Origin of the sequence: Streptodolium elevatio, from assembly GCF_040649515.1 — a bacterium.
GTDB lineage: Bacteria > Actinomycetota > Actinomycetes > Streptomycetales > Streptomycetaceae > Yinghuangia > Yinghuangia elevatio.
This window is the reverse complement of sequence record NZ_JBEZFP010000027.1, coordinates 16,100-29,880: the sequence shown is the minus strand read 5'-3', so window position 1 is coordinate 29,880 and position 13,781 is coordinate 16,100. Positions and strand designations below refer to the sequence as shown.

Below are 13,781 nucleotides of genomic sequence, written 5' to 3'. Positions count from 1 at the left end.
CGCCACCCGTTTATTTCGCAAGTCTCTAATATCCAGATCACGCATGAACGACGAGGAGTCCGTCATGCCCGCGCTTCCTGGACCATCCGTCCGACGGCGTCAGCTCGGGAATGCGCTCCGGAAGTTCCGCGAAGGCGCCCACCTCACCGCCGAGGACGCCGCGCGCGTGCTGGACTGCCACGCCTCCAAGCTCAGCCGGATCGAGAACGGGCAGTCGGGTGTACGCGCCCGTGACGTCAGGGACCTGCTGGACCGCTACGGCGTCGACGACGCGGCGGCGCGGACCGCGCTGGAGGCACTGGCGCGGTCCAGCTACCAGCGTGGTTGGTGGCACGACTACAGCGACGCGCTCGATCCGGGCTACACCGACCTGATCGCGCTGGAGGCGACCGCTTCCGACGTACGGAACTACCAGACCCTGCTGGTGCCCGGCCTGCTCCAGACCGAGTCGTACCTCCGCGCGGTGATCGACGCCCACCCGAACGGGTACGCGGAGGAACAGGTCCGGCAGCGGCTGGACGTCCGCGCCGCGCGGCAGCAGGCGCTCACCCGCGAGTCGAGCCCGCTGCGCCTGTGGACGGTCGTACACGAGGCGGCCTTGCGGCACGCGATCGGCGGCGCTCGGACGATGCGCGAACAACTCGCGCACCTCCGGGAGTTCGCGCGGGTGCCGAACGTCACGTTGCAGGTGCTGCCGTTCGAAGTCGGCGCCCATCCAGGGCTCAACGGGCCGTTCGCGCTGATCGGCTTCCCCGAGCTGCGCGACCTCGATGTGGTCTACCTGGAGACCCTCACCAGCAGCCTCTACGTCGAGGCACCCGAGCAAGTCCGCCAGTACGCGGACGTGTTCGAGCACTTACGAGCGGTTGCCGCCTCACCTAAGCGGTCACTGGCCTTCATCGACCGTTTGCGCGACGATCTGTGACAAGGGCGTCGAAGGCGGGGAGCGGATGGGGCACGGCATAGCGGGGCGCAAGGGTGCGCACACCGGCGTTGAACGCGGTGTTGAACACGGGGTCGAACGCACTGTTGAACACAATTGCGTCGAAGTGGCGGCGACCGAGCCCCCTGCCGCGTGGCGCACGAGTTCGTACAGCGGCGCGAACGGCGATTGCGTCGAGGTGGGTTGCGAGCCCTCGGCCGCGCTCGTCCGGGATTCCGAGCAGCCGGCGTCCCCGCACCTCCGCTTCTCCCCCGACTCCTGGAACGCCTTCCTCGCGCACAGGGCCGCGACCGCGTGACCCCGAATGATCTCAGCGCCGCCGAACGGCAGGTCTGGGAGGCGTACCGCAGCGGCGAGGAGTGCGTGTTCGGGGCGGTGGCCGGGCCCACCTCCTCCGACTGGCCGCTGCCCGACGCCGACATGGGCGACGATTGGGGCGCCGAACGCACCGTACGCGCCGAGGTGTTGGCCCGCCTGCTGCTCGGCGAGGCGGAGCCGGTCCCGGGGCGCACGCCCGCCCTCGAAGTGATCGGCGCGCGTATCACCGGCCCGCTCAACCTGCGGGGCGCGCGCGTCGACGCGTACGTCGACCTGCGCGGGTGCCGCTTCGACGACCGCGTGATCCTGAACGACGCCAACACCGGCACGATCCGCTTCATCGGCTGCACGATCGACGCGGTACGCGCCCGCCGGGTACGCGTCGACGGCGACCTGTGCCTGAGCACCTGCCGAATCCGCGAAGGCGTCATCCTCACCGACGCGCAGATCGCCACCGACCTCGTACTGCACGGCTCCCGTCTGACCGCGATGCGCGACGGGCGCTCACTCGGCGCGGACGGCGTCAACGTGAGCGGCGACCTCAGCGCCCACGGGCCGTTCCACGCCTTCGGCACGGTCAGCCTGCGCAGCGCACGCATCGGCGGCCGGGCGACTTTCTATCGCGCGCACATCGACGCCGAGCCGGGCGTGAACGCGCGCGGTCACCGCCATCTCGCCTTCGACGGCGCGGGGATGTACGTCGAGCAGACCCTCCACTTCAGCGACAACTTCACCGCCACCGGCTCGATCCGCATCAACGACGCCCGCTTCGGCGACGCGCTGGTGATCGACCAGGCCGAGATCCTCCGCGACCCGGCGGAAGAGCTCTTCCTCTGGCGCGTGACCGCGCGCACCCTGTCGCTCGTACTCGTCCCCGACCCGCAAGGCGACATCCGGCTCAGCGGCGCCCAACTCGGCGCGCTGACGGACACCCCGGACACGTGGCCGGGAGCGGGCCGGGTCTCGATCGGCGGCATGACGTACACCGTCCTGCGCTCGACTTCACCCATGACACTCCGCCAGCGCCTCCGCTGGCTCGCGAACGCCACGCCCGAATACGAGCCGCAGCCGTACGAGCAACTCGCCGCCGCCTACCGCGCCTCCGGCCAGGACGAGGAGGCCCGCTACGTCCTCCTCGCCAAACAACGCCGCAACCGCGAAACCCTCCGCCTGCCCGGCCGCATCTGGGGCTACCTCCAGGACGCCGCCATCGGCTACGGCTACCGCCCCGCCCGCGCCCTCGCCTGGCTCGCCGCCCTGATCGCCCTCGGCACCATCGCCTTCGCCATCGACCGCCCCACCCCCGTCAAAGCCGACGAAGCCCCCCACTGGAACGCCTTCTTCTACACCGTCGACCTCTTGATCCCCGTCGTCACCGTCGGCCAGGAAGCAGCCTGGAACCCCGGCGGCTGGGCCCAATGGCTCGCCTACACCCTCGTCCTCCTCGGCTGGGCCCTGGCCGGCGCCGCCGCCGCAGGCGCCACCCGAGTCCTCAACCGCCCCTGATATCGGGGCGGAGCCGAACCGCACCGAAACCGGCGGCCGACCTCCCGACCCTCACCGTACGCGCGGCCCTGCCGTGGCCCCGTCCTCTCCGGCGCGGCCGGGGCGGAGTGTGGTGTGGGTCGATCGGGGAAACCCGGTCGGGGGTTTGGGGGTGAGCCCATAGTCTTGGTTTCCGTGACCGACCGGCTCCCGCTCTTCCCGCTCAACTCGGTGCTCTATCCGGGTCTTGTGCTGCCCCTGAACATCTTCGAGGAGCGCTATCGGCGCCTGGTGCGGGACCTGCTGGCCCGTCCCGAGGGCGAGCGGCGGTTCGGGGTGATCGCCCTGCGCTCCGGGCGCGAGGTGGGCGACCTGCCGGTGGACGCGGTCGACGCGTTGTTCCCGGTGGGCTGCATTGCCGAGGTCGCGTCGATCCGCCCGCACGCGGACGGGCGGTTCGACGTCGTGGCGACCGGGGCGAAGCGGTTTCGGCTGCTGGCCGTGGACGACTCCGGGCCGTATCTGGTCGGCGAGGTCGAGGCGATGGCCGAGCCGCGGGGCGACGACGCGGAGGTACTGGCCCTTGCGGTCTCCCGGGCGTTCGCCGACTACCAGCACAAGCTGGTGGGCGCGCAGGGGCGCGGGCCGGTCGAGCTCCCGGAGCTGCCGGACGACGCGGTGGTGCTGTCGTACCTGGTCGCGGCGGCCATGGTGCTGGATCTGAAGGACAAGCAGGGCCTGCTGGTCGCCGACGACGGCACGGTACGCCTGCGCGCGGAGCTGTCCCTCCTGCGCCGCGAGAGCGCGCTGCTCGAACACATCCGCGCGCTCCCGGCCGTCGAATTGCTCCGCCAGGGCGCCGAGCCGAACTGACGCGCGACGTGGCAGCAACAACGTACGAACACAGCTAGGGGAACGCACCGTGGCGAAGGCCAAGTCCGGTACGAAGGGCAAAGCGTCGCAGGGCGGCACGCCCGCGACCGTCGCACTGACGCGCGAGGGCGTCGCCTTCACCCTGCACGCGTACGCGCACGACCCCGACGCCGCCTCCTACGGCGAGGAGGCCGCCGCCGCCCTCGGCGTGACCGCCGACCGGGTGTTCAAGACCCTGGTCGCGGACGTCGACGGTGCGCTGACCGTCGGCGTCGTCCCGGTCGCGGGCAAACTCGACCTGAAGGCGCTGGCGGCGGCGGTCGGCGGCAAGCGCGCCGCGATGGCCGACCCGGCCGCGGCCGAGCGCACGACGGGGTACGTCCTCGGCGGGATCTCCCCGCTCGGCCAGAAAAAGCGCCTGGCCACGGTCGTGGACGCGAGCGCGCTCAGCCACGGGACCGTGTTCGTGTCCGCCGGCAAGCGCGGCCTGGAAATCGAGATCGCGCCGGCCGACCTCCTGCGCATGACCGCCGCGAAGACCGCCGACATCGGCCGGACGTCGTAGGCCCTGCCGCCTCCGACGCCCCCGACCGCCCTTGACGCCCCCAACGCCCCTGACGCCCCTGACGCCCCTGACGCCCCTGACGCAGCGTCAGTCGGAGCGCTTGGTGAGGTCGGGGCCGGCGGCCGAGCCCGGTGCGGTACCGGGGGTGGGCGGCGCGGCGTACGGCATCTGCGACTGCGCGTGCGGCTGCATCTGACCCTGCTGTTGCGGGGGCCACGGGAACCCCTTCGGGGTGCGGTCGCGCGGGCCGAAGCCGGCGGTGAGGCACAGGAAGAGAATCACCGACGCCATCGGCCACAAATAGAGGACACCCTTGGCCTGGATGCGCAGCGGTTCCTCGAACTCGATGCGGCCGTCGCGCGCGAGCAGCTGCTCCCCGAAGGTGTCCGGGCCGAGTGCGCCGCCGACCTTGTAGGCGATGTACGAACCCAGCATCCCGCCCGCCCCCAGGCCGATCGCGACGCCGATGCCGTACTTGCGGCCCTTCCAGAACGCCAGGATCGCCAGCACCAGGCCGACGACCGACCCGATCAGCGCGAACCAGCCGTCGCGCGCGATCTCGGCCTCCGGGGGCGCGCTGGGCCGCAGGTACTCGAGGTGGTCCACGATGATCTTGGGGATGTCCGGGGCGATGGCGTACCAGAGCGCTCCGGCGGCCACGCCGAGCAGAAGGCAGGTCCCGAAGACGATGCCGCCCGCGATGACGTCGCCGCGCGCGGCGTCCCATCCCGACTCCTTCGAGTCGTTCGAGTCGTTCGCGGACTGTCCGGGGCCCTGCGGGTGGGCGGGCAGGGCGGCGGACGGGGCGGCGGCAGAGTTCTGGTCGAACTGCCAGGGCGACGTCATGCGGTCAGAATCCCATGCTCGTGGTCGGAGTGCCGGTCGGCGGGCGCGGTGTCCGGCCGGTTCAGCCGGGTGCCGTACGCACTGCTCATCCCCTCGATGTGCGCCGGAACGCCCACGTCGCGAGAGTGAGCATCGCCACGCCGACCCCCGCGCACACCGCGAGGTTCGTGGCGAAGGCCGTCCAGTCCGGGGTGCCGTACGTGGCGATGAACGCGTCCACGCCGTACGACGACGGCAGCAGGTCGCGGCCCAGCTCGATCACGCGCGGCATGCGGTCGGCCGGGATGACGCCCAGCAGCAGCGCCGCCGACATCCCCAACTGACCGAGCAGGGTGGCCAGTTCCTGCCGTGGCGCGAGCAGCCCGAAGACCGCGCCGACACCCGCGAGCGCGGCCCCGGACAGCGGCACGACCAGGAGCAGGGCCCACAGGTTCGCCAGCGGCAGCTGGAACATCAGCGCGCCGGTGACGGCCGTCGCGATGGTGCCGGGGAGAGTGAACGACGCGTACGCCGCCGCCATGCCCAGCACCACCGCGGCCGGGCGTACCGGCAGCGTCATGTAGTAGTCGAGCGCGTTCGCGGCGCGCAGCGCGCCGAAGTGCTGGGCCAGCAGGTTGAGCGCCACGAACGCGACGACCAGCACGCTGGATCCCGCCACGACCGCCTCGCGCGCGCTGTCGGAGCCGGTGTCGACGACGCCGCGCATGAGGATCATGATGCCGACGGACTGGAAGACCGCGACGAAGAGCAGCGGTACGCGGGAGACGCGCGTACGCGACAGTTGCGCGCGGTACACGGCGACGAGGCCGGCCCACAGCGGCGTCGTGGGGGCGAGGTCCGCCTGCGGCACGCCGCGCTCGGGTGCCTCCCTCGACGCGGACCTCGGTGTGCCGACCGTCGTCATCCCTTGACCAGCCCCTCGTGGCGCCCGCCCAGGGCGAGGTACGCGTCTTCCAGGCTCGGCGTCGACAGCGTGAAGTCGTCCAGCACGCCGAACGCCGGCCCCGCCGTGACGGCCGCCAGCAGCTCGCGCGCGGTGGCCGGGTCCATCCGGGTCGTCCAGCGCCGGCCGATCCGTACCGCGTCGCGTGCGAGCAGCGCCACCGTGGGGTCGTCGAGCGGCGGGTCGCCGCGCCAGACGAGTTCGAGCCGGACCTCGTCGCCGACCGTCGCCTTGAGTCCGCCCGGGGTGTCGCACGCGATGACGCGTCCCTCGTCGAGCACCGCGACGCGGTCGAGGACCGTCTCGGCCTCGATGACGTTGTGGGTGACCAGGACGACCGTGGTGCCGCTCTCCGCCCGGCGCCGGTCGATCGCGGCCCACACCGCGCGGCGCGCGACCGGGTCCATGCCGACGGTCGGCTCGTCCAGCACGAGGACCGGCCGGTCGCCGACCAGCGCGGTGGCGACACACGCGAGGCGGCGCTGTCCGCCGGACAGCTTCTTGATCGGACGCTCCGCGAGGTCGCGCAGCCCCAGCTCCTCCATGACCTCGGCACGCGCGCGGCGGGCCGCCTCGGCGCTCAGCGCACGCAGCCGCGCGGTGGTCTCGATCGCGAGGGACACCGTCAACTCGTCGAGCGCGCCGCACTCCTGGCCGAGGTACGCCACCAGCCGCGCGGCCGCCTCCGGCCTGCGCACCACGTCGTGGCCGAGCAGGTCGATCGATCCGGCGTCGGGCCGCAGCAGCCCGGTGAGCTGGCGGACCAGGGTGGACTTGCCGGCGCCGTTGGGGCCGAGCAGTCCGAAGATCTCGCCGCGCCGGATGTCCAGGTCGATGTCGGCGTTGGCGTGCACGGTGGTGGCGGCGACCCGGCGGCCGGTGCGGTACTTCTTGGACAGCCCGGCGACCCGGTAGCAGGCCGCGTCGGAGCGGCGCGCGGGGGCGGGGTCGGAGGTCGGGGAGTGCCCCTCCCGTCCCTCCCCCTGGTGCTCCCCTGTGAACGCTGCGCCGAGAATGGCCACGTCGTGCCTCTCCTGCCCGTGCCGCCGCCGCGGGCGCGCCGGGGTGTCGTCTGTCGCTTGCGGATGCTGTCGGTGTGGCAGGGACGGAATCCGTGCCCCAAAACTCTACGTGGCGGAAGGGGCTCCCCGTGCCGCGCCCCTGGCCAGGGCCTGCCGTGCGCGGGTCCACTGGTCGCGCGGGAGCACGGCGCCGCGCCACTGGATGCCGCGGATGGCCCGCTCCTGGTCGGCGGGCAGGCGGCGGGCCGTGAAGGCGGCGCCGAGCTTGAGGAGGGCCCAGGGTCTCGTGGGGAGGCCGACCCGGAGCAGCTCGCGCTTGAGGTTGGGCCACCAGACGGTGGTGGCGTCCATGAGCGCGTCCTCGGCCCCGGCCAGGCGCTTGAAGCCGGCCAGCTTCCCGACCGTGCGGGAGATGAGCCACTGCGCGAGGACGGCCAGCGCGAAAAGGACGAGGAGCACGATTCCGAGCGGGATCGTGACACCGCCGAAGAGCAGCAGGATGCCGAGGGCGAGCAGGACGTACTTGAGGAGGAAGAGCATCTCCAGCCGGCCGAGGACGAGCCGGCCCGCGATGTAGCGGATCAGGAGCACGGCCTGAGCGGTGGTCAGCTTGGTGTCGACATCCGGCGTCCCGTCGGCCGCGCGGTCCTTGTCGTATGCCTGGTACCCGCCGGCGGCGTCGCGCCGCTCCGCGTCCCGCGCGGCCTGCTGCAGTTTGCGGCCGCTCTTGGCCGCCGCGATCCCGGCCTTGCCGAGTCTCGACCAACCGGCCATGGGCGTGTTCCTCCATCGGGTCGCGCGGTCGTGCCGACGGGCGGGTGTCCGGTGTCCCCCGCGGACTCTTACCGCCCATCGTGCCACGGCCGCGCGCCCGTGATACGGACCCGAAGGCCCGTCCGCGCCTCTGTCAGCCGTTCTTGCCCGGCCGCGGGTCCGGCCGCTCGGTACGCAGGTCGGGCTGCGGTGCGGGCTGCTGATCGGAGGGGTGGGTGTGCTGTCGGCCGTTGGTCATTTCGGCGTCCCCGTTCCCCCCGGACCTCTCGGGCCCGGGTCTCCGTGGCCGCACCCGGCCGTGCGGCTACATAGGAGACAACGACTCTACGTGCACAAGAGTTCACGCAAGAGGCATTTGGCAGTATCGATATGTGCAACTTGCGGGGGTGTAAGGCCCCTTCGCGATCAACCGGACTGTTGCTTTGTGTGATTTCACGCCACTCGCCGCTCCTTCGACGAACGCCCTCGCGACCGGGCTAGAGTGAAGGCTTCCTCGGCCCGGGCGTCCCCTCGGACGGGGTGTTCGCCGTACCTCGTAAGTACATCGAAAACAGTGACGGAGGGCTCGTGTCCACTGACAGCTTCGTCCACCTGCACGTACACACCGAGTACTCGATGCTCGACGGTGCGGCGAAGAACGGCAAGATGTTCGCCGAAGTGGAACGGCTCGGCATGCCGGCGGTCGCGATGTCCGACCACGGCAACATGTTCGGGGCCTTCGAGTTCTTCCAGATCTCCAAGAAGTCGCCGGTGAAGCCGATCATCGGCATCGAGGCGTACGTCGCACCGAGTTCGCGCCACAACCGCAAGCCCGAGTTCTGGGCCACCGCGGGCGCGCGCAACACCGACGACGCGAGCGGCGAGGGCGGCAAGGACGTCTCCGGCGGCGGCCGCTACACGCACATGACGATGTGGGCGGAGAACGCCCAGGGGCTGCGCAACCTGTTCCGGCTCTCCTCGCTGGCGTCCATCGAGGGCTATTACATGAAGCCCCGCATGGACCGCGAGATCATCTCGCAGTTCTCCGAGGGCATCATCGCGACGACCGGCTGCCCGTCCGGCGAGGTGCAGACGCGGCTGCGGCTCGGCCAGTTCGACGAGGCGATCGCGGCGGCGTCGGCGTACCAGGACATCTTCGGGAAGGAAAACTACTTCCTGGAGCTCATGGACCACGGGCTCGACATCGAGCGCACGGTCCGCGAGGACCTGCTGCGCATCGCCAAGCAGCTGGACATCCCGCTGCTGGCCACCAACGACTCGCACTACGTGACCGAGGACCAGGCCGACGCGCACGACAACCTGCTGTGCGTCGGCGTGGGCAAGAACAAGGACGACCCCAACCGCTTCAAGTTCAACGGCACCGGCTACTACATCAAGTCGTCCGAGGAGATGCGCTCGCTGTTCGGCGAGCTGCGCGCGGCGTGCGACAACACGCTGCTGATCGCCGAGCGCATCCAGCCGTACGACGAGGTCTTCACGTACGTCGACCAGATGCCGCAGTTCGACGTGCCCGAGGGCGAGACGCAGGCGTCCTGGCTGCGCAAGGAGTGCGAGCGCGGTCTGACCATGCGCTTCGGCCCCAACCCGAGCCAGGAGGTCCTGGACCGCCTGGAGATGGAGCTGTCGGTCATCTCGCCGCTCGGCTTCGACTCCTACTTCCTCGTGGTCGCCGACATCTGCAAGTACGCCCGCGACAACGGCATCGCGGTCGGCCCGGGACGTGGTTCGGCGGCGGGGTCGCTGGTCGCGTACCTGACCCGCATCACCGAGCTGGACCCGCTGGAGCACGGCCTGCTGTTCGAGCGCTTCCTCAACCCGGAGCGCGTCAGCCCGCCCGACGTCGACATCGACTTCGACGACCGCCAGCGCGACCAGATGGTCCGCTACGTGTCCGACAAGTACGGCGCCGAGTACACCGCGCAGGTCAACACCTTCGGCACGATCAAGGCGAAGGCGGCGGTCAAGGACGCGTCGCGCATCCTGGGCTTCCCGTTCTCGACCGGCGACCGCATCACCAAGGCGATGCCGCCGGACGTCATGGGCAAGGGTGTCCCGCTCGCGGACCTCTTCAACCCCGAGCACCCGCGCTACAACGAGGGCATGGAGATCCGGGCGCTCTACGAGAGCGACCCGGAGGTGAAGAAGGTCGTCGACACCGGCATGGGGATCGAGGGCCTGATTCGCGGCACCGGTGTGCACGCCGCCGCGGTCATCCTCTCGCGCACGCCGCTGCTCGACCTGATCCCGCTGCACCGCCGCGACAAGGACGGCGTGATCATCACGGGCTTCTCGTACCCGCAGTGCGAGGACATGGGCCTGATCAAGATGGACTTCCTGGGGCTGCGGAACCTGGGCATCATCGACCATTGCATCAAGATCATCAAGGAGAACCGCGGGGTCGACGTCAAGACCGAGGACATGCCCCTCGACGACCCCAAGACGTACGAACTCCTGGCCCGCGGCGACACCCTGGGCGTCTTCCAGCTCGACGGCGGCCCCATGCGCGCGCTGCTGAAGCTGATGAAGCCCACCGAGTTCGCCGACCTTTCGGCCGTGAGCGCGCTGTACCGCCCAGGCCCGATGGGTATGAACTCGCACATCAACTACGCGCTGCGCAAGAACGGGCAGCAGCCGATCGAGCCGATCCACCCGGAGCTGGAGGAGCCGCTCAACGAGGTCCTCGGCCCGACGTACGGCCTGATCGTCTACCAGGAGCAGGTGCAGCTGGCCGCGCGGGTGCTGGCCGGCTACACGCTCGGCGGCGCGGACCTGCTGCGCCGCGCGATGGGCAAGAAGAAGAAGGAAGTCCTGGACAAGGAGTTCATCCCCTTCCAGGAAGGCATGCGCAAGAACGGCTACTCGGACGAGGCCATCAAGGCGGTGTGGGACGTCTTGGTCCCGTTCGCCGGGTACGCGTTCAACAAGTCGCACTCGGCGGCGTACGGCCTGGTCTCGTACCACACGGCCTACCTGAAGGCGAACTACCCCGCGGAGTACATGGCCGCGCTGCTGACGTCCGTCGGCGACGACAAGGACAAGATGGGCGTCTACCTGTCCGAGACCCGCAGGATGGGCATCAAGGTGCTCTCCCCCGACGTCAACGAGTCCGCGGTCGAGTTCACCGCCGTCGGCGACGACGTGCGGTTCGGCCTGACCGCGGTGCGCAACGTGGGGGCGAACGTCGTCGAGTCGCTGATGAAGACCCGCAAGGCGAAGGGCAAGTACACCTCCTTCCAGGACTTCCTGTCGAAGGTCGAGATCACGGTGTGCAACAAGCGCACGATCGACTCGCTGATCAAGGCGGGCGCCTTCGACTCGCTCGGGCACAGCCGCAAGTCGCTGTGCGCGGTGCACGAAACCGCGGTCGACGCGGTGATCGGGCTCAAACGGCAGGAGGCGAACGGCCAGTTCGACCTGTTCGGCGGCGGCTCCGACGAGCCGGACGACAAGCCCGCCGTCGGCCTCGACTTCAAGCTGTCGGACGACGAGTGGCCGCGCAAGCAACTGCTGTCCACCGAGCGGGAGATGCTGGGCCTGTACATCTCCAGCCACCCGCTGGACGGCGCCGAGCACATCCTCGCGCGCAACCGCGACATGTCCATCGCGGACCTGGTCGGCTCGGGCCAGACCGAGGGCTTCGTGAAGCTCGCGGGCCTGATCACCGGCGTCGACCGGCGCATCAACAAGGGCGGCAACCCCTGGGCGATCGTCACGCTGTCCGACCACGACGCGTCGATCGAGGTGCTGTACTTCCCGAAGAACTACCTGCTGTTCTCGCAGGAGTTCATCGAGGACAACGCCGTCGCGATCCGCGGCCGCATCAACGAGCGCGACGGCGCCCTGTCGGTCTTCGGCGAGGAGCTCGTGCCGCTGGACATCTCCGCGGCCGAACACGGCGGCAAGCCGCCGGTGATCCTCAAGGTCCACGAGCGCCGCATCACCCCGGAGCTGGTTGGCCGGCTCAAGTCGGCCATCCTGGCGCACCCCGGCGACACCGAGGTACGCCTGCGCATGGAGAACCGCCTCGGCGGCACCACGCTGTTGCGGCTGAATCCGACCGTGGAGAACAACACCGCGTTCGCCTCGGAGATCAAGGTCCTACTCGGACCCGATTCGTGGGTGGTATGACCCCGCCCGACGAACCAGGCGAGACGGACGAAGTACCGCTGCACGGCTACGGCGGCACGAACGACCCCTACCTCGACAACGAGGCGCACCGCATGCACGGCGTCGACATCGCCGTACAGGCCGACGCGCCGCTGTGCCTGCGCTGCGAGGGGCCCGGAATCCTGGAGGCCCGGGTCCCGCACGTGTGGGACAACGGGTTCGGCGAGCCGCTGCCGTGCGTACGCGTACTGGTCCTGTGCCCCGCGTGCGACCACGCCGATCCGGACGCCGCCGACCTGCTCGCGCTGTTCCGGGTGGACGACCGCGTCGACGGCGGCAACGCGGCGCTCTTCGCGGAACTCGCGGGCGACTGGGTGACCGCGGTGGCGGCCCGCCCGGCCGATCCGGCGACGCTCGTCGAGGCGGACTGACCGCCGGGCCGGCTGCGCCGGACTGACCGCGCCGGGCCGTCGGCGGTCCGGCCGGGGGGCGGACTGACTGCTGCCTTTCCGCCACCCTCACAGCCGCCTCGACCGCCGAGTCGGCTCCCGGCGGCGGCCGATCGTCCGTCGCTTCGGCCGTCGGCCGACCGACGATTGCCCGTCTCGTGAACACTTGGCGAGCACAACCACCCGATTCCGATTGGAACGATTCGAGGTCGCCGAGCAGTTGTGACCATGTCCGACCGAATTGGGTGTCGCGCCGGATGGACCCGGGCAGCGGGAGTTGGACGTCACTCGAACGGGTGGCTAGCGTGACAAGTTCGTGATGCCGCGTTCGCCGACGCGATCGGCCGAACCGTTCACCGCTACCGAGTCTCAGGGAGAACAGCAACCGTGGACGTCTGGGAGATTCTGCGCCCACTGATCGTTCTGGTCGCGGTCCTCGTCCTCACCGGGGTCGTCTCGTGGCTACTGGCCAGGGTGGCCCGCGAGGTGCAGACCAGAAGGCCCAGCTCCGGGCCGCTGTGGCCGATGCTGCGCAGATCCCGGGCATCGTGCGTCGTGACGCTCGCGACGGTCCTCGCGCTGCTCGCCGAGCCGGCCGCCGACCTTCCCGACGGCACGAGCGGCACCGTCCGGCACGTCCTGGTCCTGTGCGTCATCGGCGCCTGCGCCTGGCTCACGATCCACGCCGCGAACGTGCTGGTCAACACCTCGTTCGAGAAGTACGCCGCGGTCGCCACCGACGCCGGCAAGGTACGCCGCGTCCGCACCCAGATCGACCTGATCCGCCGCGTCGGCTCGGCCATCGTCGGGGTGATCGCCATCGCGTCGATGATCATGACGTTCGACGGCATGCGTACGGTAGGCACCAGCCTGCTGGCCTCCGCCGGCCTCATCGGCGTCGTCGCCGGCCTCGCCGCGCAGAGCACGCTGGCCAACCTCTTCGCCGGGCTCCAGATCGCCTTCAGCGACATGGTCCGGATCGGCGACTCGGTCGTGGTCAACAACGAGATGGGCACCGTCGAGGAGATCACGCTGACGTACCTCGTGGTCAACACGTGGGACCAGCGCCGCATCGTGATGCCCGTGTCGTACTTCACCAGCCGCCCGTTCGAGAACTGGTCGCGCACCGACACGCGGATGACCGGCACGGTCTTCCTGCACCTCGACCACTCGGCGCCGGTCTCCGAGCTGCGCGACGAGCTGCACCGCATGCTGAAGGACTCCGGCCTGTGGGACGGCCAGGGCTGGAGCCTCTACGTCACCGACACGACGCCCACCACGGTCGTGCTGCGTGCGGTGGTGACCGCGCGCGACGCCGACGACGTGTGGACGCTGCGCTGCGAGGTGCGCGAGAAGCTGCTCGACTACGTGCGCCGCAAGCACCCGTACGCGCTGCCGCGCGTGGCGACCGCCCCGGCGGCGACCGGTCCGGCGTACGGGGACGACGCCTGGGGCC

11 protein-coding genes and 1 pseudogene are annotated in these 13,781 nt (G+C 70.5%); 8 read left to right on the top strand and 4 right to left on the bottom strand.

What is annotated here, in order from left to right:
• Positions 1-43 precede the first annotated feature (43 nt).
• The 5 genes from AB0C36_RS13260 (at position 44) to ybaK (ending at position 4,184) form a co-directional block, all read left to right on the top strand.
• Entirely contained in the window at positions 44-925 is an 882-nt protein-coding gene (locus AB0C36_RS13260) for a helix-turn-helix domain-containing protein (RefSeq protein ID WP_358353143.1), read from the top strand.
• 124 nt (positions 926-1,049) lie between these two features.
• Positions 1,050-1,241 (top strand): DUF397 domain-containing protein, encoded by a 192-nt coding sequence (locus AB0C36_RS13255; protein WP_358353141.1) that lies wholly within the window; start codon positions 1,050-1,052, stop codon positions 1,239-1,241.
• Positions 1,238-2,767 (top strand): oxidoreductase, encoded by a 1,530-nt coding sequence (locus AB0C36_RS13250; RefSeq protein ID WP_358353139.1) that lies wholly within the window; start codon positions 1,238-1,240, stop codon positions 2,765-2,767. The genes AB0C36_RS13255 and AB0C36_RS13250 overlap by 4 nt, the downstream gene beginning before the upstream one ends.
• Positions 2,768-2,932: 165 nt before the next feature.
• Entirely contained in the window at positions 2,933-3,619 is a 687-nt protein-coding gene (locus AB0C36_RS13245) for an LON peptidase substrate-binding domain-containing protein (RefSeq protein ID WP_358353137.1), read from the top strand.
• Between the two features lie 49 nt (positions 3,620-3,668).
• Entirely contained in the window at positions 3,669-4,184 is a 516-nt protein-coding gene (gene ybaK / locus AB0C36_RS13240) for a Cys-tRNA(Pro) deacylase (protein WP_358353136.1), read from the top strand.
• Between the two features lie 87 nt (positions 4,185-4,271).
• Here the strand turns inward: ybaK and AB0C36_RS13235 are convergent, their stop codons facing one another.
• From AB0C36_RS13235 to AB0C36_RS13220, 4 genes are all read right to left on the bottom strand, one after another.
• A complete protein-coding gene (locus tag AB0C36_RS13235) occupies positions 4,272-5,030 on the bottom strand; it encodes a hypothetical protein (RefSeq protein ID WP_358353134.1) in 759 nt (252 codons plus the stop codon).
• Positions 5,031-5,115: 85 nt separating this feature from the next.
• Complete coding sequence (locus AB0C36_RS13230; protein ID WP_358353132.1) at positions 5,116-5,934, bottom strand: ABC transporter permease; 819 nt, start codon at positions 5,932-5,934, stop codon at positions 5,116-5,118.
• A complete protein-coding gene (locus AB0C36_RS13225) occupies positions 5,931-6,989 on the bottom strand; it encodes an ABC transporter ATP-binding protein (RefSeq protein ID WP_435839037.1) in 1,059 nt (352 codons plus the stop codon). Before AB0C36_RS13225 ends, AB0C36_RS13230 begins: the two co-directional genes overlap by 4 nt.
• Before the next feature lie 111 nt (positions 6,990-7,100).
• Complete coding sequence (locus tag AB0C36_RS13220) at positions 7,101-7,769, bottom strand: hypothetical protein (protein ID WP_358353130.1); 669 nt, start codon at positions 7,767-7,769, stop codon at positions 7,101-7,103.
• A gap of 567 nt (positions 7,770-8,336) precedes the next feature.
• Between AB0C36_RS13220 and dnaE the strand changes: the two genes are divergently transcribed.
• The 3 genes and pseudogenes from dnaE to AB0C36_RS13205 form a co-directional block, all read left to right on the top strand.
• On the top strand, positions 8,337-11,897 hold the full coding sequence (gene dnaE / locus AB0C36_RS13215; protein WP_358353128.1) for a DNA polymerase III subunit alpha: 3,561 nt from the start codon (positions 8,337-8,339) through the stop codon (positions 11,895-11,897).
• Entirely contained in the window at positions 11,894-12,307 is a 414-nt protein-coding gene (locus AB0C36_RS13210) for a DUF6300 family protein (RefSeq protein ID WP_358353126.1), read from the top strand. The genes dnaE and AB0C36_RS13210 overlap by 4 nt, the downstream gene beginning before the upstream one ends.
• Positions 12,308-12,712: 405 nt before the next feature.
• Positions 12,713-13,771: pseudogene (locus AB0C36_RS13205) on the top strand (mechanosensitive ion channel family protein); the annotation flags it as partial.
• Positions 13,772-13,781 lie beyond the last annotated feature (10 nt).